Raw genomic sequence first — 19,787 nt, forward strand, 5'->3', positions numbered from 1 at the left:
TTCCATGAGCGTGACCATTCACCCGATGTCGGTCGTCGATCCGAAAGCGCGCCTTGGGGCGGGCGTTCAGATCGGCCCGTTTTGCACCGTCGGGCCCGACGTGACCCTGGCCGACAATGTCGAACTGATCAGCCATGTCGCGGTTTCCGGAATCACCAGCATCGGCGAGCGCACGAAGCTCTATCCTTTCGCATCGGTCGGCCACCCGCCTCAGGATGTGAAATATCGCGGCGAGCCGTCGACGCTGGTGATCGGCGCCGAGTGCCTGATCCGCGAAGGTGTCACTATCAATCCCGGCACCGAGGGCGGCGGCATGGAGACTACGGTTGGAGACCGTTGCTTCTTCCTCGCCAATTCGCATGTCGGCCATGACAGCCATATCGGCAACAACGTCATCTTCTCCAACAACGTCATGTGCGCTGGCCATGTCACGGTCGGCAATTTCGTCATCGTTGGTGGTGGCACGGGCTTGCAGCAATTCATCCGCGTCGGCGATCATGCCTTCATCGGCGGTGGCGCCGGCGTCATGAACGACGTCATCCCTTTCGGCCTGGTTCGCGACAACCCGGCTCATCTGGCCGGTCTCAATCTCGTCGGGCTCAAGCGGCGCGGTTTCTCGCGCGAGCAGATTCATGAATTGCGTCGCGCCTACAGGCTGCTCTTCGCCGATGAGGGCACCTTGTCGGAGCGCGTCGAGGATGTTGCGGGCGAGTTCGCAGCCCATCCCCTGATTCACGAAATTCTCGATTTCATCCGCAACGGCAACGAGCGGGCGATCTGCGTTCCGCGCGACGTCAACGCGCCGGATCGGTGAACGCTGCTCATCCAGAGTCGGTGGCGGCGGCGCGCGGGCCTCTCGCTATTATCGCCGGCGGCGGCGATTTCCCGCCTGCTCTTGCTGAAATCGCAGCCCGGCAAGGTCACGGCCTGTTTGTCGCCGCGCTCGATGGTGCGGCTGACCCGGCCCGTTTCGGCGCGACCGAGGTCACCTCATACAGACTCGGCCAACTCGGACGGCTGCTCGACGATCTGCGCCGCCGGGAGATCGCCGATCTCGTCCTGATCGGTTCACTGCCGCGCCCGAGCTTCGGCGCGCTGAGGCCGGAAGCCTCGACCTTGAAATATCTGCCTCATTTTGCCCGCGCTTTTCAGGGCGGAGACGACCATTTGCTACGCGGCGTCGTCCGCTTCTTCGAGGAGCGCGGCTTTCGCGTCCACGGTCCAGCCGAGATCGCGCCGGAATTGACAGTCCCAATCGGTGTGCTCGGTCGCAAGGCCGCCACGCCGGCTCAGCATGAATTGATCGCACGCGGATTCTCCATGCTGTCGGCGCTCGCACCTTTCGATGTCGGTCAGGCGGCGATCCTGGCCGATCATCGCATCGTCGCGATAGAGGCGGCCGAGGGCACAGATGCGATGATCCGGCGTGTCGCCGAACTCGTCTCCGGCGGGCGGCTCAAGATTGCCAGGGGCGACGGCGTCCTGGTCAAGGCTCCTAAGGAGGGCCAGGACCTGCGCGTCGACATGCCGGCGATCGGTCCCGATACCTTGCGCAACATCGCAGAGGCGGGCCTTGCCGGTATTGCGCTCAGGGCTGGCCGCGTGCTTGTCGGTGATCGCGGCAAACTCGGCCGGCTTGCCGACCAGTTCGGCGTCTTCGTCGAGGGTGTCATATGAGCCGGCCATTCCGGCTTGCCATCATCGCTGGCGAGGCTTCGGGCGATGCGTTGGCGACGCGTTTCCTCGTGGCGCTGCGCGCGCGCTTGGGCGAGCGGCCGCTCGAACTCATGGGCGTGGGCGGCGAGAGCCTGATCGCGCAGGGGCTCGTCCCGCTGTTCCCGCAAGCCGATATCGCCGTGATGGGGTTCGGGCCCGTCATCGCGCGCTTGCCACTGCTGCTGCGGCGGATGTCGGATGCGGCGAAGGGCGTCGCCGCCTTCGCGCCCGATCTGCTGCTGACGATCGACAGCCCGGACTTTTCCTTGCGCGTCGCCAAGAAGGTTCGCGCCCGCGCGCCGGCGGTCCCGATCGTGCATTGGGTCTGCCCCAGCGTCTGGGCCTGGCGCTCGGGGCGAGCACGGCGCATGGCACCGCATGTCGACCGCATTCTGGCATTGCTGCCCTTCGAGCCGGCCGCATTGGCGCGGCTGCACGGGCCAAACACGGTCTATGTCGGTCACCCGCTGATGGAGCGCCTAGCCGATCTGCGCCCGAACGTCGATGAAGCTGCACGCCGCGCCGATAGCGGGCGACCGGAAATCCTGATTCTGCCAGGCAGCCGACGCTCCGAGATCAATCACCTGATGCCGGCTTTTGGGCAGGCCGTGGCGCTGATCGCCGCCGAACGGCCGCAAGTGCGCTTCGTCTTGCCGGCCGTCACACATCTTCGGGACCTGATCGGCGAAGCCGTCGCCTCCTGGCCCATCAAGCCCGAGATCGTCACCGGCGAAGCCCACAAGCTTGCAGCCTTCCGCGGGGCGCGCGCGGCGCTCGCAGCGTCGGGCACCGTCACGCTCGAACTCGCGCTGGCACAAATCCCCACGGTTGCAGCCTATCGCGGCGCCAATTGGGAAGCCGCGATCGCCAAGCGCTTGATCAAGCTGCCGAGCGTGATCCTGCCGAACCTGATCCTGGGGCGCAGCGTCGTGCCCGAATTCATCCAGGAGACGGCGACGCCTGAGACATTGAGCCGGGAGGTTCTGGCGATCATTCCCGAGGGCGAGGTGCGCGCTCGCCAATTGGCCGGCTTCGACGAGGTCGAGACGATCATGCGTTCGGCTGGCGCGAGCCCGGCGGCGAATGCCGTCGAGGCTGCGCTGGCCTTGCTTGAATCAGGCGCCCCGGCGCCGGTTTGAGGCAAGAGCAGAATGCGAAAAAGTGGGAACCGGTTTTTCGCAGTGATCCGTCTCTAGCGCATTTCCGCGCTTCTCCGAATCGCGAAAATGCTCTATCTCCTTGTTTTAACACGTTTTCTTCACGCGAACCGGTGGCCACTTCGCTCGAAAACGCTGTAGGCTCATTCGAGCGCCGCGCCTGAAGCCTTGGCGATCGGGAACCATTTCGCCACCTCGATCTTGACGTGTTCGCCGAGCGCTTCGGGTGTCGAGCCGATGATCTCGGCGCTGACGTCGTTGAGGCGCTGCTTCACATTGGCGTCGGTCAGCGCCGTGTTCGCCACGCTGTTGAGCTTGTCGACGATGGGACGAGGCAGATTTGCCGGCCCAAACAGCGCATTCCAAGTATAGGTCTCATAGCCGGTCAGGCCGCCCTCGGCGATGGTCGGGATGTCGGGGAAGGATGAGACCCGACCCTTGGTGGTGACGCCGATGGCGCGCAATTGCCCGGTGCGGATGAACTGCGCGGAGGAAGGCAGGTTGTCGAACATGATCGGTACCGCGCCCGAGACCACGTCGTTCAAGGCGGGGCCCGCGCCGCGATAGGGCACATGGTTCATGCTGACGCCGCCGAGCGACTTGAACAGCTCGCCCGACAGATGCAGCGGCGTGCCGACGCCCGACGACGCATAGGCGTATTTGCCCGGGTTTTCCTTCAGCAGCTTGATGACTTCCGGCACTGTTTTCGCCGGGAAGTCCGGATGCACGACCATGACGTTGGGCACTATGGCCAGCAGCGAGATCGGCGTGAAATCCTTGACCGGATCGAAGGTGACGGTCTTGAGGATCGCGGGATTGAGCGCATGGGTCGAGATCGTGCCCATCAGGATGGTGTAACCGTCAGGCGCGGCGCGCGCCACGGCGGTGGAGCCAAGGTTGCCGCCCGCTCCGGCGCGGTTCTCGATGACGACCGACTGCCCGAGCAGTTCACTCATCTTCTGGCCGACGAGGCGGGCGACGATGTCGGTGGAGCCGCCGGCGGCGAAGGGCACGATCAGCGAGACCGGTCGCGTCGGGAAGGTGGCTTGCGCCTGCGCGAGCGCGGGAAATCCGGCGACCGAAAGCGCCGAGGCTCCGGTCAGGAAAACGCGACGATTCAAGCCATTCTGGTTCGACATAAAGCTGCACTCCCAATTGATGGGGTGACGATAGCGTAGGCGCGAATGCGTCTCAGTTATCAATCGCGTGCAACAAAAAGGCCGCGACGATTGCTCGCCGCGGCCTTCCAAGAGCTGGTCGGATGCGTCAGCGCCGGCCGATTGGGGTGTATTCGCGCGGGCCGGCGCCGGTATAGAGCTGGCGCGGACGGCCGATGCGCTGGGACGGATCCTCGATCATTTCCTTCCACTGCGCGATCCAGCCGACGGTGCGCGCAACCGCGAACAGCGCCGTGAACATCGAAGTCGGGAAGCCCATCGCCTTCAGCGTGATGCCCGAATAGAAATCGATGTTCGGATAGAGCTTCTTCTCGATGAAATAGGGGTCTGACAGCGCGATGCGCTCAAGCTCGATCGCCACGTCCAGCAGCGGATCGTCCTTGATGCCGAGCTCGTTGAGCACCTCATGCGTGGTCTTCTGCATGATCTTGGCGCGCGGATCGTAGTTCTTGTAGACGCGGTGGCCGAAGCCCATCAGGCGGAAGGGATCATTCTTGTCCTTCGCCTTGGCGATGTATTTCGGGATGTTCTCAACCGAGCCGATCTCCTCGAGCATCTTGAGGGCGGCCTCATTGGCGCCGCCATGAGCCGGGCCCCAGAGGCAGGCTGCACCGGCCGCGATGCAGGCGAAGGGATTGGCGCCCGACGAGCCGGCGAGCCGAACCGTCGAGGTCGAGGCGTTTTGCTCATGGTCGGCGTGCAGGATGAAGATCCGGTCGAGCGCGCGCGACAGCACCGGATTGACCTTGTACTCCTCGGCCGGCACCGCAAAGCACATGCGCAGGAAGTTCGAGGTGTAGTCGAGCGAGTTCAGCGGGAACACGAAGGGCTGGCCGATGGTGTATTTGAACGCCATGGCAGCGAGCGTCGGCATCTTCGCGATCATGCGCATCGAGGCGATCATGCGCTGCTGCGGGTCGGAGATGTCGGTCGAGTCGTGATAGAACGCCGACATTGCGCCGATCGAGCCGACCATCACCGCCATCGGGTGAGCGTCGCGGCGGAAGCCCTGGAAGAAGCGGGCCATCTGCTCGTGCACCATGGTGTGGCGCGTCACGCGATAGTCGAAATCGGCCTTCTGCGCGGCGGTCGGCAATTCGCCTTCCAGCAGCAGATAGCAGGTCTCGAGGAAGTCGCCATGCTCGGCGAGTTGCTCGATGGGGTAGCCGCGATAGAGCAGGACGCCCTCGTCGCCGTCGATATAGGTGATCTGCGACTCGCAACTCGCCGTGGAGGTGAAGCCCGGGTCATAGGTGAACATGCCCGTTTGCGAGTAGAGCTTGGCGATGTCGATGACCGAGGGGCCGATCGACCCCTTCTTGATCGCCATGTCGATGGTTTTTCCGTCGACCTGGAGCTGGCTGCTATTTCCGCTCATCGATACCGATCCTTTCAGGCTCGTTGCTGACCAGTCGCTGTTCCATCAGGCCCAACACCGAATTGTTGCGCACGAGACATCTCTGTCATCCGAAGGCCTGGACGTGACGGCCCTGTGACGGAACGGCAAATGCGGATACGGGCAGGAAGGTGGTTCATCCAACTGATATTCAAGCAATATTTGTGCCCCTTCCACCGCGCGGCGGAGCCGGTCACATGGCGCGTCACTAGACCATTTGCAGAGGCGGTTCAACAGAGCCGAAAGGGGGACGGAGCCCTCGCCACGTCATGACTGATCCGCTAGGCGCGCCAGCGTCTCCTCGCGGCCGAGCACCGCCATGACGTCGAACAGGCCCGGCGACATGGCGCGGCCGGTCAGGGCGGCGCGCAAGGGCTGCGCCGCCTGGCCGAGCTTGAGGCCATGCTCCTCGGCATAGCCGCGAACCACGGCCTCCAGCGCCTCCGGCGACCAGTCGTTCACAGCCGAGAGTTTCGCCGCCAGGCCCGGCAGGCGCTGGCGTGCGGCTTCGTCGAGCAGGGCTGTCGCCTTCTGATCGAGCTGCAGCGGGCGCGGGGCATAGAGATAATAGGCGCTGTCGAGCAGTTCGATCAGCGTCTTGGCGCGCTCCTTCAAGCCAGGCATCGCGGCAAGGAAACGCGCCTCCAGCTCGGGCGAAAGCTCTGCCGGCACGCCGCGCGCCGGGCCGATCTCGGGCAGGATGATTTTGAGCGCATCGAGCAGGGCCTGGTCGCCGGACTGGCGCATATAGAGCCCGTTCAGGCTCTCCAGCTTGGCGTAGTCGAAGCGGGCCGGCGAACGGCCGATCGAGGACAGGTTGAACGCGTCGATCATCTCCTGAGTCGAGAAGATCTCCTGGTCGCCATGGCTCCAGCCCAGCCGCAGCAGATAGTTGCGCAGCGCCACCGGCAGGTAACCCAACGAGCGATAGGCATCGACGCCGAGTGCACCGTGGCGCTTGGACAGTTTTGCTCCATCCGCGCCGTGGATCAGCGGGATATGCGACATGCTTGGCACCTTCCAGCCCATCGCCTGGTAGATCTGGGTCTGGCGGGCGGCATTGGTCAGATGGTCGTCGCCGCGAATGACATGGGTCACGCCCATATCGTGATCATCGACCACGACGGCGAGCATATAGGTCGGGTTACCATCGGAGCGCAGCAGGACGAGGTCGTCGAGATTCTCATTTTGCCAGACGACGCGGCCCTGGACCTCGTCCTCGACCACAGTCTCACCGGTCTGCGGCGCGCGCAGGCGGATGACCGGCTTCACGCCGACCGGGGCCGTCGCCGGATCACGATCGCGCCAGCGGCCATCATAGCGCATCGGCCGGCCCTCGGCCTTGGCCTTCTCGCGCATCTCGTCGAGCTCGGCGGGCGTCGCATAGCAGTGATAGGCGTTGCCGCTCGCCAGCATCGCCCGGGCAACCTCGCGATGGCGCTCGGCGCGGGAGAATTGGTAGACGGTGTCGCCATCCCAATCGAGCCCGAGCCAGCTCAACCCGTCGAGGATCGCGGCGATCGCCGGTTCCGTCGAGCGCTCGCGGTCCGTATCCTCGATCCGCAACAGCATCTTGCCGCCATGGCGGCGCGCATAGAGCCAGTTGAACAGGGCCGTCCGCGCTCCACCGATATGCAGGAAGCCGGTGGGCGAGGGGGCAAAGCGCGTGACGACCGCATCACTCATGAAGGCTGGGCTCCGGCTGGGCTCGTGAATCGGCGGCCCAAAGGCAAAACAGGAAGGGAAAGCAAAAACGGGACAATCCACCGGTCATGGCATGACAGCCGGCGTGGCCCCTGTAACATGGCTCGGCTGCCCGCGTTAAGCGCAAGATCGCGGGCCGGCAGGGGGAAGGGGCGGCGGTGCATATGGGACCGTCAGAGCAGATGAAATCACGCGGCGCGCCGGCCGGTGTCCTGCCGTCGCGCCTGCTTGTCTCCTGGCTCGGCATCGGTGCCGGCCTGACATGGCGGAATTGGCTTGGGCCCGCGCGACAGGCCTTTGCCACCGAGGCGGAGCGCCGGCGGCTCTTCCTCTGGTTCCCGGTCATGATGGGCATCGGCATTCTGCTCTACTTCGCCGCCGACCGGGAGCCCGCGCTATGGGCGCCGCTTGCTGGCGTCGCGCTTGCAAGCGGCCTCGCCATAGCTCTCCGCCGGCGGCAGCTCGCTTTGCCGGTTTGCCTTGGGCTGGTTGCGGTCTTCGTCGGTTTCTCGGCGGCGACCTGGCGCACCGCGACGATCATGGCGCCGATCCTGGATCGTCCGCGCAGCGGCCAGCTCACCGGTTATGTCGAATCCGTCGAGACGCGCGATGCTGGCGCCAGGCTCGTCGTGCTGGTGACCGGGATAGCAGGCGTCGATCCGGAGAGGCGGCCCAAGCGCGTTCGCGTCAACATCAAGGCGGAGACTGTCGCGCCGGGAGACCACATCACGGCCAATGCGCGCCTTCTGCCGCCGCCTGGTCCGGCGCGACCGGGCGGCTATGATTTCGGCCGCGACGCGTTCTTTCGCGGCATCGGCGCGGTCGGCAACATCCCCGGCAAGATCATGCTGACGCCGGCGCCGGGCCCGCCTCCGCCTGAACTCGCGAGAGCTGTGCTGATCGACCGTGCCCGCAACGCCCTGACCGCCCGCATCGCCAGCGTCGGCGGCGGGCAGGCCGGCGCGATGGCGGCGGCGCTGGTGACCGGCAAGCGCGGCCTGATCACGGAAACGACCAATGCCGACCTGCGTGCGGCGGGCATCTACCACGTCGTCTCGATCTCGGGCCTGCACATGGTGCTCGCCGCCGGCACGATCCTCTGGCTGGTGCGGGCGCTGCTGGCGCTCTCGCAGGCGCTGGCCTTGCATTGGCCGATCAAGAAGATTGCCGCCGTTGCCGCCATGATCGGAGCAACCGCCTATTGCGTCTTCTCCGGCTCCGATGTCGCAACCGTCAGGTCATTGATCATGACGCTGGTGATGCTCGGCGCAATCCTGATCGACCGCCCGGCGCTGAGCATGCGCAACCTTGCCTTGGCGGCCATCATCGTCTTGCTGCGCGAGCCCGACGCACTGCTCGGGCCGAGCTTCCAGATGTCATTCGGGGCGGTCGCGGCGCTCATCGCCTTTGCCGAGCGCTGGGACGAACGCAATCAGACCGCGCCGCCATCGCCGTGGCCCTGGCCGCTGCGCCCACTCTGGATCGCCGCCAGCGGCACCGTCATCACGACCTTGCTGGCGACGGCGGCGACGGCCCCGTTCGGCGCTTATCATTTCCAGACCTTCAATCCGTTCGGGCTGCTCGGCAATGCGCTCGCCTTGCCCTTCGTCTCGCTGTTCGTGATGCCGGCTGCGGTGTTCGGCGTGCTGGCCTACCCATTCGGCCTCGACTGGCCGGCCTGGTGGCTGATGGGGGCGGCATCCGAGGTCGTGCTGCGGCTGGCCCACTGGGTCGCGGCGATCGACCACTCGACGCTGATCATTCCCGCCTTTGGCGAGGCCGCGCTGGTCTGCCTTGCGATGACACTGCTCTGGCTGACGCTGTGGAGCACGAAGCTTCGGCTGCTCGCCATCGTGCCGCTGGTGATGGGCGTCACGGTCGCGGCCAAGCCGGACCGGCCGGATATCGTCATCGAACGCGACGGTTCCGGCCTCGTCGTGCGCGGACACGACGACCGTTTCATCCTGGCAGGCCGGCCAAGCAGCTTCGTGCTGCAACAATGGCTCACCGCCGATGGCGATGGGCGGCAGCCCACGGATGAGAGCCTGCGTAAGAATGCAGCATGCGATGCGCAAGGCTGTGTCATCACCGCCCGCAATGGTCGCCGGATCGCTTATGCGAAAGACCGGCTCGCCGTCATCGAAGATTGCCTGCGCGCCGATCTCGTCGTCACGCCGATACCCTGGTCGGCTCCTTGCGCAGCGAAGCTGGTCGACCGGATGGCCCTGAACCGCGACGGCGCGACCTCCCTCATCGGCAGTGCAGGCGGCTGGCGCGTGGTCCAGGCAGAACGGCAGGATGCCGATCGCCCTTGGATGCGCAAACGCGCGGCGACAGGCCCAAAGCCCGCGCAGCCGCCGCCTGCGCGGCAGCCGGAGAGGAGCGATACGGGTGAAGTGGCAGCCGAGCCCGACCGGCTTCAGTAGCGCCGCATCAGATTGACCAACCGGCCCTGGATCTTGACCCGATCGGGGCCGAGCACACGGGTTTCGTAAGCGGGGTTTGCGGCTTCAAGCGCGATCGATGAGCCACGTTTGCGCAGGCGCTTCAGCGTCGCCTCCTCGTCATCGATCAGCGCCACGATGATGTCGCCGGTATTGGCCGTGTCCTGCCGGCGGATGACCACGGTGTCGCCGTCGAGAATGCCGGCCTCGACCATCGAATCGCCGCGCACCTCAAGCGCGAAATGCTCGCCGGCACCGAGCATGTCCGCCGGCAGCGCCACAGTGTGGCTGCGGTTCTGGATCGCTGAGATCGGTGTGCCGGCGGCGATCCGCCCCATCACCGGGATTGCGATCGTGGCCCGCGCATCCTCTTCGGGACCAGGCGCCGGGCGCGCCTTGCCGAGGCCGCCGCTCTGGCCGAGGCCGCCTTGAACGATGGAGGGGCTGAAGGCGCGCGCGCGCCCTGTGGCGTGCCGACGCCGTCGGGAAGCTTGATCACCTCCAGCGCCCGGGCGCGATTGGGCAGCCGGCGAATGAAGCCGCGCTCCTCCAATGCCATGATCAGGCGATGAATGCCGGATTTCGAGCGGAGATCGAGCGCGTCCTTCATTTCGTCGAAGGAGGGCGGCACCCCGCTTTCACGCAGGCGTTCCTGGATGAAGCGGAGCAATTCGAATTGTTTGCGTGTCAGCATGGTCCCCGCCAGCGCCCGTGGCGCGCATTCGAAACAAATCACGAACATCATACACGTTCGTGTTGTGTTCCGCAAGCAAGCCTAGCGGAGGCGGATGATCCGGCAGGGCGCGCCTTGTTTTGCCGGCTCTGCAAAGGCCGGGCGAATGACCAGCGCCCGAGCGCGCGCCAGATTGCCCAGCATCGAGGAATCCTGCTTGGCGAAGGGTGTGGCGAGCCAGCCGGCCTCGACGTGCTGAAGATCGGCGCGCAGATAATCCTCGCGCTCATCATTAGCCGGCATATTGATTCCGAGAATCGCCGGCTCGCTGCGGTCGCGCGCGGGATCGGGCATGCCGAGCAGCGCCTCGAGCAAGGGTGCCACGAACAGATGCCCGCAGACGATCGACGAGACCGGGTTGCCGGGCAGGCCGACGGCGACCATGGCCCCGAGCCGTCCCATCATCATCGGCTTGCCCGGCCGCATCGCGATCTTCCAGAAGCCGAGCTCCATGCCCTGGCGCTTCAAGGCCTCCTGCACGAGGTCATGCGCTCCGACCGAGGCGCCGCCGAGCGTGATCAGCACGTCAGCGCCGGCTGCTCGCGCCCGCTCGATCTTGGCGGCGAGATCAGGGTGATTGTCGCGCGCAATGCCGAGATCGAACGCCGTTCCGCCGATCTCCTCGACGATCGCGGCCAGGGAATAGCTGTTCGAAGCGACGATCTGGTCGGGGCCGACCACTTCGCCCGGCAGGACGAGCTCGTCGCCTGTCGCCAGGATTGCGACCAGAGGCTTGCGCCGAACCGGCAGGGCAGGGTGCCTGGCTGCCGCCGCAAGGCCGAGCGCGGCACTGTCGAGCCGGCGCCCCGCCGGGAGGAGGACGTCGCCCTCCCGGAAGTCGAGCCCGGCAGGGCGAACGAAACGCCCCGGCTCGGCTCCTTCGCGAACGTGGATGACCGCGCCGCCGACACCGTCGGCATTCTCCTGGATCAGGATCGTATCGGCGCCGTCGGGCATCGGTGCGCCGGTGAAGATGCGAATTGCCTCGCCGGGGCCGACCGTCCCCGCAAAGGCGCGCCCGGCTGCCGATTCGCCGATGACACGCAGTTCGTTTGCCGGCGTAAGATCTGCGGCTCGGGCGGCGTAACCATCCATGGCCGAATTGGCGAAGGGCGGCTGTGTCCTGAGCGCGACGATGTCGGCGCCTAATATGCGCCCCGCGCAGGAGGCAAGCGGAACGATCTCGACGGGCGTGGGCCCGGGGACGCTGTCGAGCAGCGCCTGCAGTGCGACCTTGACCGGAGTCAGGCTCATGCCGGCTGCTCCACCTCGTAGACGCCGGATGTCCCGCCGGATTTGTGCATGAGCCGGATGCCCTCGATATGCATCGCGCGATCGACCGCCTTGACCATGTCGTAGACCGTGAGACAGGCGACGCTGACGGCGGTGAGCGCCTCCATCTCGACGCCGGTCTGGCCCTTCATCTTCACCTCGGCGCGTACGCGAACGCCGGGCAATGCCTCGTCGATCGCGAGATCGACGGCGATCTTGCTGATCAGCAGCGGGTGGCAAAGCGGAATCAGTTCATGCGTGCGCTTGGCCGCCATGATGCCGGCAAGCCTTGCGGTGCCGAGCACATCGCCCTTCTTCGCGTCGCCGCGCCGCACGATGTCGAGCGTGGCTGCCTGCATCACCACATTGCCCTCGGCTATGGCGATACGCGTCGTCTCGGCCTTGTCACCGACATCCACCATATGCGCCTGGCCTTGCGCATCAAGGTGGCTGAGGCCGGTCACGCCGCGGCCTCGTTGCCGGGCCGGGCGAGCAGAGTGCGCGTCGCCTGCGTCACATCTGCCTGGCGCATCAGGCTTTCGCCGACCAGGAAGGTGTCGACCCCGGCGCGCTGCAGCCTTGCGATATCGGCAGGGCTGAAGACGCCGCTCTCGCCGACGATGATCCGGTCATCGGGAATGCGCGGTGCCAGGCGTTCGGTGACGGCGAGGTCGACATGGAAGCTGCGCAGGTCGCGGTTGTTGATGCCGAGCAGGCGGCTGTCGATTGCCAGCGCGCGTTCGAGCTCGGCTTCGTCATGGACCTCGACGAGGACGTCCATGCCAAGGCCCTGCGCCGTGGCGTTGAGCTCGCGTGCCGTGGCGTCGTCGACACCAGCCATGATGATCAGGATGCAATCGGCGCCCCAGGCGCGCGCTTCGAACACCTGATAGGCGTCGTAGAGGAAGTCCTTGCGCAGCACCGGTAGGCCGGAGGCCTCGCGCGCTTGCGTCAGGAATTCCGGCTTACCCTGGAACGACGGAGCGTCGGTGAGCACGGAGAGGCAGGCCGCGCCGCCTTGCGCATAGGCTCGCCCCAGAGACGGCGGATCGAAATCCTCCCGGATCAGCCCTTTGGACGGGCTCGCCTTTTTGATTTCGGCGATCAAGGCCGGCTCGCCCGCGGCGTGCTTGGCTGTAAGCGCTGCGGCAAAGCCGCGTACCGGCGAGGCGGCCAGCGCCAGCCGCTCGATCTCGGCATGCGGGATCGCGGCCTTGGCGGCGGCGATCTCCTGGCGCTTATAGGCCTCGATCTTCGCGAGAATATCGGTCATCGCCGCCTCACGCGTTCGAACTGACGATCAGCGCATCGAGCCGGGCCTTGGCGCGACCGCTGTCTAGCGCGGCGAAAGCCTGCGCCAGCCCGTCGCGCAGATCACCCGCCTTGCCGGCGACGACGAGGGCCGCCGCCGCATTGAAGGCCGCGATATCGCGAAAGGCGGTTTTCTGCCCGTCGAGCACTGCGCGCAGCGCGGCCGCGTTCTGCTCCGGCTCGCCGCCGCGCAGATCCGCGGGCTTCGCCAGCGCAAGCCCGACATCGCCGGGGCTGATCGTGAAGCTCTCGATCTTGCCGCCATCGAGCGAGACGACCCGTGTCGGTCCGGTCGTGGTGATCTCGTCCAGACCGTCAGAGCCGTGCACGGCCCAGATCCGCTGCGAGCCGAGCGAGGCCAGAACCTTCACCATCGGCTCCAGCCAGGTCTCGGAAAAGGCGCCGACGAGCTGCCTGGTCACACCGGCGGGGTTAGAAAGCGGCCCGAGCAGGTTGAAGATCGTGCGGGTGCCGAGTTCGGTGCGCACCGGCGCGACATGGCGCATCGAGGCGTGGTGCGTCGGCGCGAACATGAAGCCGACGCCGGCCTCCTTGATGCAGCGCTCGGTTGCCGCCGCGTCGAGCCCGACCTTGACGCCGAGCGCCATCAGCACATCGGCCGCGCCCGAGCGGGAGGAAGCGGCGCGGTTGCCATGCTTGGCGACGGGAACGCCGCAGGCGGCCGTGATGATCGCAGCCAGCGTCGAGACATTGTAGGAGCCCGACGAATCGCCACCGGTGCCGACGATGTCGATGGCATCAGCCGGAGCCTGGACCCTTATCATTTTGCCGCGCATGGCGCTGACGGCGCCGGCAATCTCCTCGGTGGTCTCGCCGCGCACGCGCAGCGCCATCAGGAAGGCGGCGGCCTGGGCGTTGGTGACCTCGCCCGAGAGTATCGTGTCGAAGGCGTCTCGGGCCTCGTCGCGCGAGAGCGTGGCTCCGGTCGCGACCTTGGCGATGAAGGGTTTGAAGTCGTCCATGTGAACTCTGCGAAATCAGGCGGTCTGGGGCAGGGCGGCGGGCTGGTGCTGCTGCGACCATCGCTCGGAAATTTCGAGGAAATTGCGCAGGATCGTCGCGCCATGCTCGGAGGCGATGCTCTCAGGGTGGAACTGCACGCCCTGCACCGGAAATTCGCGATGCGACAGCGCCATGATCAATCCGTCATCGCTTTCCGCCTCGATATCGAGTGATGCAGGGCAGGTTTGACGGGAGACGACGAGCGAATGGTAGCGCGTCGCCTGGATCGGCCCGTTGATGCCACGGAACATGCCGCGCGATTGATGCCGGATCGCCGAGATCTTGCCGTGCATCGGCAGGGGGGCTCGCACGACATCGCCGCCGAAGACCTGGCCGATCGCCTGCAAGCCCAGGCAGACTCCGAAGATCGGCTTGATTCCGGCGCCCTCGCGCACGAGGTCGAGGCAGATGCCGGCCTCGTTGGGCGTGCAGGGGCCGGGCGACAGCACGATCGCGTCGTGATCGTCGGACAACGCCTCGGCGACCGTGACCGCATCGTTGCGGCGCACCACGACGTCAGCCCCCAGCCCACCGATCAGGTGGACGAGGTTCCAAGTGAAGCTGTCGTAGTTGTCGATCAGCAGGATGCGCATGGTTTCGAGCCGTGTTTTCGGGCGAAGGTCATGCACGGTCTAGGGCAGGGCGGTCAAGCGCATCGGTCATGGGCGCAGGCCGCGAGCCCCATATCGGTCCTATTGCCCGCGCCCGACCCGCGAGGCGAAGCGGATCGCCTCTTCCGCTGCCTTGAACAGGGCTTTCGCCTTGTTCACGCATTCGGCCTGCTCGGATGCCGGGTTGGAATCGTAGACGATGCCGGCGCCGGCCTGGACATGCATGCGCTCGTCCTTGACCACCGCCGTGCGCAGCACGATGCAGGTGTCCATCTCGCCATTGGCGCCGAAATAGCCGATGCAGCCGCCATAGGCGCCGCGCGCATCGCGCTCCAATTCGTCGATGATCTCCATCGCCCGGACCTTCGGCGCGCCCGAGACCGTGCCGGCGGGAAAGCCGGCGGACAGAGCGGCCAGCGCGTCATGCTGCGGGTCGATCGTACCCTCGACATTCGAGACGATGTGCATGACCTGGCTATAGCGCTCGATGAAGAAGGAATCGGTCACCTTCACCGAGCCGATCCGCGCGACCCGGCCGACATCGTTGCGGCCGAGATCGAGCAGCATCAGATGCTCGGCACGTTCCTTCGGATCGGCCAGCAATTCCTCGGCGAGTGCGTCGTCCTCAGCCACCGTCGCGCCGCGACGCCGCGTACCGGCGATCGGCCGGATGGTGACGGTATCGTCGCGCAGGCGGACCAGGATTTCGGGGCTGGAGCAGACGATCTGAAACTCGGCGAAGTCGAGATAGCACAGGAACGGCGCCGGATTGACCCGCCTTAGTGCCCGGTAGAGCGCGAACGGAGGCAGTTGGAAGGGCGCCTCGAAGCGCTGCGACAGCACGACCTGGAAGATGTCACCGGCGCGGATATAGTCCTGCGCGGTGGCGACCATGGCGTGGAAATCCGCCTCGCTGGTGTTCGAGACGATCGCCGGCTCCGGCAAATTGGCGATGTCGATGGCGGCATCGGCTGGCAACGGCCCTTCGAGCGCCATCACCACGGCCTCCAGCCGCTCCTGCGCCTGCTCATAGGCCACGCGGGCCGCGATACCGGGCTGAGCCCGTACCGGGGTCACGACGTGGATCTCGTCGCGCACCGAATCGAACACGACCATTAGCGTCGGGCGGAGCAGGATGGCGTCGGGAACGCCGGTGCCGGTCTCCTTGGCCTCAGGCAGGCGCTCCATCAGGCGCACCATGTCGTAACCGAGATAGCCGAACACGCCGGCGGCCATGGGCGGCAGTTTCTCGCCTTCCGCCCCTTCGCTGTCGGGGATCGCGCTCTCCTCCAGCAATGAGCGCAGGCTCTCGAAAGCCGGGCGCGGATCGGTGAGGAAGCTGTCGCCGAGCGCCGGCCGGCACAAAGCGGCCTCGCCGTGATGGCAGCGCCAGATCAGGTCCGGTTCGAGCCCGATCATCGAGTAGCGCCCGCGCACGGCTCCGCCTTCGACCGATTCGAGCAGGAAGGCCGGGCCCGTCGTCGCGTGCCGCAGCTTCAGGAAGGCGGCGACCGGCGTCTCGCAATCGCCGACCAGTACCTGTCTCAGCAATTGCGCCGTGCCGGCCTCGTAGCTTTGCGCAAAGCGTTCGAAAGGGGCTTGCATGGTCAATTCTGCGCGCCGCCGGTGGCATTGCGGAATGCGGCCTCGTTGACGCTGACGCCGAGCTCGGACTGCCGCTTGCCGACATATTGCGACAGGATGTCCTCGCTGATGCTCGAAGCGAGCAGGCGGGCGAAATTCTCCGCCTCCTGCGTCGTGCGGGCATAGGGCTGCACGGTCGCGCTATCGACCTTGAACAGCACGCGCGCGCCATCGGCAAGCGCCGCCGCACCGCTCTTGCCGACCGCGGTGCCGAAGATCAGGCTGACCACATTGGCCGGCAATTCGGGGCGTTGCTCTTGCCGGCCGAGATCGGCGGCCTTCTCGATCGTGAGCCCGGCGGTCGAAGCGGCCGCGTCGAAAGCCTCGCCCTTGTCGAGCTGTGCGACGAGTTCGCGCGTCTTGGTCGAGAGCTTGCTCGCAAGCTCGTCGGCGCGCCATTGCGCCTCGACCTGCGTCTTGACCTCGTCGAAGCCCTGCGCGCGGCCGGGATCGATCTTGGTCAGATCGAACCAGACATAGCCCGCATCGCGCGGCAACCGGATCGCCTCATTGTCGACGCCGATATCCGAGCGGAAGATCGCCTGCACGGTCGCGTCGCCTCCAGGCACGGCCGTCTCGGTCGTGCCATCGGGCTTGCGCAAGCTCGCATCGACGGGGCCGAGCGTGCGCAAGGGCAGTTTCAATTCGCTCGCGATCTCGGCCAGCGGCTTGGCGGCAGCGCGCTGATCCTCGATCTTGTCGTGCAAGTCGGTGATCAGGCTCGCGGCGCGACTGGTCGCGATCTCGCTGCGCAGCTCGGCCGCGACCTCCTCATAGGGACGCACGCGCTCAGGCGTGATCGCGGTCACGCGCAGCAGGACAGGGCCGAAGCCGCTCGTCACCGGAGCGCTGACCGCACCTTGCGCCAGCGCGAAGGCAGCGTCGCGTACGGCTGGATCGAAGACCTGGCTCTTGGTGAAGGTGCCGAGCGAGAGATCCTTCTCGGCGATGTTGCGCTGGGTCGCCACGGCCTCATAGGTCTCGCCACCCTCGATGCGGGCCTTGGCGGCCTGCGCCTCTTCCGGCGTCGGGAAGGCAATCTGCTGGATCGCGCGTGTCTCGGGCGAGCTGAAGCGCTGACCCTTGATCTGCTCGTAGCGCGCCTTGACGTCGCCCTCGCTGACCGAGGCCGGATCGGCAACCGTCTCGGCCGAGATCGAAAGCATGCTGGCGGTGCGGTATTCGGGCGCGCGGAAAGCGGCCTTGCGCTCGTCGAAGAAGGTCTTGAGCTGTGCCTCGGTGGGTGCGGCGATCTCACCTGCAGCGCTCACCGGCACGCGGGCGAAGGTGACGCTGCGCTTCTCGTTGCGCAGGCGGTGGCCGATCTCCTGCAGGGCCACGGGCGCGGCGACGGAGCCCACGACCATCTCGGCGAGCTGCTGGCGCAGGATCGTGGCGCGCTGCTCGCGGACATAGACCTGCTCGGTATAGCCGTTATTGCGCAGCAATTCGTTGAAGCGCGCCGGCGAGAAAGCGCCCGATGCGTCACGGAAGCTCGGATCGTCAAAGATCAGGTTGCGAATCGTCTCGTCGGATACGGCGAGCCGCATGCCCTGCGCCGTCTGGTCGAGCACCGCTTCCGTCACCAGCCGCGACAGCACCTGCCGGTCGAGTCCGATCGCGCGCGCCATATCGGGCGTGATCTGGCGGCGCTGCTGGCGGGTCAGCGTCTGGATCTCGTTCTGATAGGCCGTGCGCATCTGTTCGAGGCCGATCTCGACCTTGCCGACGCGAGCGACTTCATTGCGGCCATAGCCGCGGAAGATGTCGCCGATGCCCCAGATCGCAAAGGACAGGATCAGGAAGCCGAACGTTATGCTGATGATGAGCTTCCCGAGGAAACTCTGACCCGCCTTGCGGATGCCCTGCATCATCATTGAATTTAAGTCTTTCCTGTCCGGATGCGGCGCAAGCGGGCGCGCCGCCGGTTTTTGTCGGTGCCGCTTATAGGAACCGCTTGCGCAACTCGCAATCATTCCTGAGTCGATCGGCCGTTCCTGAGTCAGTCGACTCGGCGGTGTTGCCGGGCGATTGCGGCAGGGTTACAGCCGGCGCAGCATATTGGGAGGCGAGACGTGACACGCAACATCAGGCCGCTGGTGGCTGGCAATTGGAAGATGAACGGGCTGAAGGCCGATCTCGCCATCGCGGTCGAGGTCGCCAAGGGCTATGACGCCGCGCTGAAGGCGGCCGTCGATCTTGCGATCTGCCCGCCTGCGACCCTGCTCTATACCACGACTGCCTCATTGATCGGATCGCGCATCGCAACCGGCGGGCAGGATTGCAGCTCCAATGCCGGCGGCGCCTTCACCGGCGAGGTTTCGGCTGCGATGCTCGCCGATTCCGGCGCGAGCTTTGCCATTGTCGGCCATTCCGAGCGGCGCACGCTCCATGGCGAGACCAACGCCATCGTCAAGGCGAAGGCGCAAGCCGCGCGGGACGCCCTGCTGGTGCCGATCATCTGCGTCGGAGAGACCAAGGATGAGCGCGAGGCCGGCAAGGCGCTGGCGATCGTCAAGAAGCAGCTGCGCGGCTCGGTCCCGGAGGATTCGACGGCGGCTACTCTCGTCATCGCCTATGAGCCGGTCTGGGCGATCGGCACGGGCCTGACCCCGACGGCTGCCGACGTCGCTGAAATGCATCAGGCGATCCGCACGGAGCTCGGCCGGCTTCTCGGCAAGGGGGCAGCTGCCGGCGTTCGCCTGCTTTACGGCGGCTCGGTGAAGCCCTCGAACGCGGCGGAATTGATGAATGTCGCCCATGTCGATGGCGCGCTGGTCGGTGGCGCGAGCCTCAAGGCCGAAGACTTCCTGGCGATCGCGCGGGCCTGCTCCTGAGGCCGGGTGTCGCCAAGCGTGATTTGCCGGGTGGTGCGCTTCGTAGACGCGTGCTATGTGCGCCGCGACCTCTACAAGCCCGATACGGGCAGACGGGGCGGGGCGCTCTTGCGGCGGCCCGCTCCATACCCATTTTCGTGAGACCATGCAGAACGTTCTCATCGTCATCCATTTGATCATCGTGGTCGCACTCGTCGGCGTCGTCCTCCTGCAGCGCTCCGAAGGCGGCGGGCTAGGCATGGGCTCCGGCGGCGGCGGTGCCGGCGGCTTCATGACCGGCCGCGGCCAGGCCAACGCGCTGACCCGCGCTACCGCTATTCTGGCCGGCGCCTTCTTCCTGACCTCGATCGTGCTCGCGGTGATCGCGAATCGCAGCCGCGTGCAGCGTTCCATCATCGATGGCGCGCCCACGACGAGCGCGCCCGTCAACCCGGCCGGCCCGAGCGCCCCCAATGCCGGCGGCGTGCTCGACCAACTGCGGCAACTGCAAGGGCCGAGCGGCGGCTCGCAGCCGCCGACGCCTCCCGCGGCGCCGCAGCAATGACGACAGGGCAGGGGCCGGGAAACCGGCCCTTCTCTTTTGACAGGAAGTCGCCGGGAAACCGGCCCTTCTCTTTTGATGGGAAGTCGCCGGGAAACCGGCCACTCCCAACGAGCCTGATCCGGCTGCGCTGCTATAGTGGCCCTGATGGATCAGTCCCTATGGACAAAGGCAGCCTGGAGGGTCGCAGGACTCGTCAGGCTGTGGACAAGCGTGTGAA

16 protein-coding genes and 1 pseudogene are annotated in these 19,787 nt (G+C 66.2%); 6 read left to right on the forward strand and 11 right to left on the reverse strand.

Annotation, left to right across the window (positions count from 1 at the left end):
• The first annotated feature begins 4 nt into the window (after positions 1-4).
• From lpxA to lpxB, 3 genes are read left to right on the forward strand one after another with little or no spacing between them, the layout of a single operon-like run.
• Positions 5-814 carry an acyl-ACP--UDP-N-acetylglucosamine O-acyltransferase gene (gene lpxA, locus RMR04_RS13840; RefSeq protein ID WP_311915167.1) on the forward strand — a complete coding sequence of 270 codons (810 nt, stop codon included), beginning with the start codon at positions 5-7 and terminating at the stop codon, positions 812-814.
• Positions 811-1,677, forward strand: coding sequence for an LpxI family protein (locus RMR04_RS13845; RefSeq protein WP_311915168.1), 867 nt, complete (start codon positions 811-813; stop codon positions 1,675-1,677). Before lpxA ends, RMR04_RS13845 begins: the two co-directional genes overlap by 4 nt.
• Positions 1,674-2,855 carry a lipid-A-disaccharide synthase gene (lpxB, locus tag RMR04_RS13850; protein WP_311915169.1) on the forward strand — a complete coding sequence of 394 codons (1,182 nt, stop codon included), beginning with the start codon at positions 1,674-1,676 and terminating at the stop codon, positions 2,853-2,855. The genes RMR04_RS13845 and lpxB overlap by 4 nt, the downstream gene beginning before the upstream one ends.
• Positions 2,856-3,016: 161 nt before the next feature.
• Here lpxB and RMR04_RS13855 read toward each other — a convergent pair whose 3' ends face one another.
• From RMR04_RS13855 to gltX, 3 genes are all read right to left on the reverse strand, one after another.
• Positions 3,017-4,012, reverse strand: coding sequence for a Bug family tripartite tricarboxylate transporter substrate binding protein (locus RMR04_RS13855; RefSeq protein ID WP_410492245.1), 996 nt, complete (start codon positions 4,010-4,012; stop codon positions 3,017-3,019).
• A 127-nt stretch (positions 4,013-4,139) separates the two neighbouring features.
• On the reverse strand, positions 4,140-5,429 hold the full coding sequence (gltA, locus tag RMR04_RS13860; protein WP_311915170.1) for a citrate synthase: 1,290 nt from the start codon (positions 5,427-5,429) through the stop codon (positions 4,140-4,142).
• 285 nt (positions 5,430-5,714) lie between these two features.
• Positions 5,715-7,133: a glutamate--tRNA ligase gene (gltX, locus tag RMR04_RS13865; protein ID WP_311915171.1), complete on the reverse strand. Its 1,419-nt coding sequence runs from the start codon at positions 7,131-7,133 to the stop codon at positions 5,715-5,717.
• 200 nt (positions 7,134-7,333) lie between these two features.
• Here gltX and RMR04_RS13870 point away from each other — a divergent pair, with 200 nt between their 5' ends.
• Positions 7,334-9,577: a ComEC/Rec2 family competence protein gene (locus tag RMR04_RS13870; RefSeq protein WP_311915173.1), complete on the forward strand. Its 2,244-nt coding sequence runs from the start codon at positions 7,334-7,336 to the stop codon at positions 9,575-9,577.
• On the opposite strand, the pseudogene lexA reads toward RMR04_RS13870, so the two are convergent.
• From lexA to RMR04_RS13910, 8 genes and pseudogenes are all read right to left on the reverse strand, one after another.
• Positions 9,571-10,289 (reverse strand): annotated as a pseudogene (gene lexA, locus RMR04_RS13875) (transcriptional repressor LexA). The gene RMR04_RS13870 and the pseudogene lexA sit on opposite strands and share 7 nt — an antisense overlap.
• An 81-nt stretch (positions 10,290-10,370) precedes the next feature.
• A complete protein-coding gene (gene glp, locus RMR04_RS13880) occupies positions 10,371-11,582 on the reverse strand; it encodes a molybdopterin molybdotransferase MoeA (protein ID WP_311915174.1) in 1,212 nt (403 codons plus the stop codon).
• Positions 11,579-12,064 carry a cyclic pyranopterin monophosphate synthase MoaC gene (gene moaC, locus RMR04_RS13885; RefSeq protein ID WP_311915175.1) on the reverse strand — a complete coding sequence of 162 codons (486 nt, stop codon included), beginning with the start codon at positions 12,062-12,064 and terminating at the stop codon, positions 11,579-11,581. Before moaC ends, glp begins: the two co-directional genes overlap by 4 nt.
• The gene (trpC, locus tag RMR04_RS13890; RefSeq protein ID WP_311915176.1) at positions 12,061-12,873 is read right to left on the reverse strand and encodes an indole-3-glycerol phosphate synthase TrpC; all 813 of its coding nucleotides are present in this window, start codon (positions 12,871-12,873) and stop codon (positions 12,061-12,063) included. Before trpC ends, moaC begins: the two co-directional genes overlap by 4 nt.
• A gap of 7 nt (positions 12,874-12,880) precedes the next feature.
• Positions 12,881-13,894, reverse strand: coding sequence for an anthranilate phosphoribosyltransferase (gene trpD / locus RMR04_RS13895; RefSeq protein WP_311915177.1), 1,014 nt, complete (start codon positions 13,892-13,894; stop codon positions 12,881-12,883).
• Positions 13,895-13,909: 15 nt separating this feature from the next.
• Positions 13,910-14,527 (reverse strand): anthranilate synthase component II, encoded by a 618-nt coding sequence (locus RMR04_RS13900; RefSeq protein ID WP_311915178.1) that lies wholly within the window; start codon positions 14,525-14,527, stop codon positions 13,910-13,912.
• Positions 14,528-14,626: 99 nt separating this feature from the next.
• A complete protein-coding gene (trpE, locus tag RMR04_RS13905) occupies positions 14,627-16,150 on the reverse strand; it encodes an anthranilate synthase component I (RefSeq protein WP_311915179.1) in 1,524 nt (507 codons plus the stop codon).
• Between the two features lie 2 nt (positions 16,151-16,152).
• Entirely contained in the window at positions 16,153-18,066 is a 1,914-nt protein-coding gene (locus RMR04_RS13910; protein ID WP_311915180.1) for a SurA N-terminal domain-containing protein, read from the reverse strand.
• A gap of 198 nt (positions 18,067-18,264) precedes the next feature.
• Here RMR04_RS13910 and tpiA point away from each other — a divergent pair, with 198 nt between their 5' ends.
• Entirely contained in the window at positions 18,265-19,026 is a 762-nt protein-coding gene (gene tpiA / locus RMR04_RS13915; RefSeq protein WP_311915181.1) for a triose-phosphate isomerase, read from the forward strand.
• A 145-nt stretch (positions 19,027-19,171) separates the two neighbouring features.
• The gene (secG, locus tag RMR04_RS13920; RefSeq protein ID WP_311915182.1) at positions 19,172-19,570 is read left to right on the forward strand and encodes a preprotein translocase subunit SecG; all 399 of its coding nucleotides are present in this window, start codon (positions 19,172-19,174) and stop codon (positions 19,568-19,570) included.
• The last annotated feature ends 217 nt before the right edge of the window (positions 19,571-19,787 follow it).

It is taken from the genome of Bosea sp. 685 (assembly GCF_031884435.1).
In the GTDB taxonomy this organism is placed as follows: domain Bacteria; phylum Pseudomonadota; class Alphaproteobacteria; order Rhizobiales; family Beijerinckiaceae; genus Allobosea.

Bases quoted from the DNA above. Each gene is read 5' to 3' on its own strand.
- lpxA (WP_311915167.1), top strand. From the start codon at position 5: ATGAGCGTGACCATTCACCCGATGTCGGTCGTCGATCCGAAAGCGCGC.
- lpxB (WP_311915169.1), top strand. From the start codon at position 1,674: ATGAGCCGGCCATTCCGGCTTGCCATCATCGCTGGCGAGGCTTCGGGC.
- RMR04_RS13855 (WP_410492245.1), bottom strand. From the start codon at position 4,012: ATGTCGAACCAGAATGGCTTGAATCGTCGCGTTTTCCTGACCGGAGCC.
- gltA (WP_311915170.1), bottom strand. From the start codon at position 5,429: ATGAGCGGAAATAGCAGCCAGCTCCAGGTCGACGGAAAAACCATCGAC.
- gltX (WP_311915171.1), bottom strand. From the start codon at position 7,133: ATGAGTGATGCGGTCGTCACGCGCTTTGCCCCCTCGCCCACCGGCTTC.
- RMR04_RS13870 (WP_311915173.1), top strand. From the start codon at position 7,334: ATGAAATCACGCGGCGCGCCGGCCGGTGTCCTGCCGTCGCGCCTGCTT.
- glp (WP_311915174.1), bottom strand. From the start codon at position 11,582: ATGAGCCTGACTCCGGTCAAGGTCGCACTGCAGGCGCTGCTCGACAGC.
- trpC (WP_311915176.1), bottom strand. From the start codon at position 12,873: ATGACCGATATTCTCGCGAAGATCGAGGCCTATAAGCGCCAGGAGATC.
- trpD (WP_311915177.1), bottom strand. From the start codon at position 13,894: ATGGACGACTTCAAACCCTTCATCGCCAAGGTCGCGACCGGAGCCACG.
- RMR04_RS13900 (WP_311915178.1), bottom strand. From the start codon at position 14,527: ATGCGCATCCTGCTGATCGACAACTACGACAGCTTCACTTGGAACCTC.
- trpE (WP_311915179.1), bottom strand. From the start codon at position 16,150: ATGCAAGCCCCTTTCGAACGCTTTGCGCAAAGCTACGAGGCCGGCACG.
- RMR04_RS13910 (WP_311915180.1), bottom strand. From the start codon at position 18,066: ATGATGATGCAGGGCATCCGCAAGGCGGGTCAGAGTTTCCTCGGGAAG.
- secG (WP_311915182.1), top strand. From the start codon at position 19,172: ATGCAGAACGTTCTCATCGTCATCCATTTGATCATCGTGGTCGCACTC.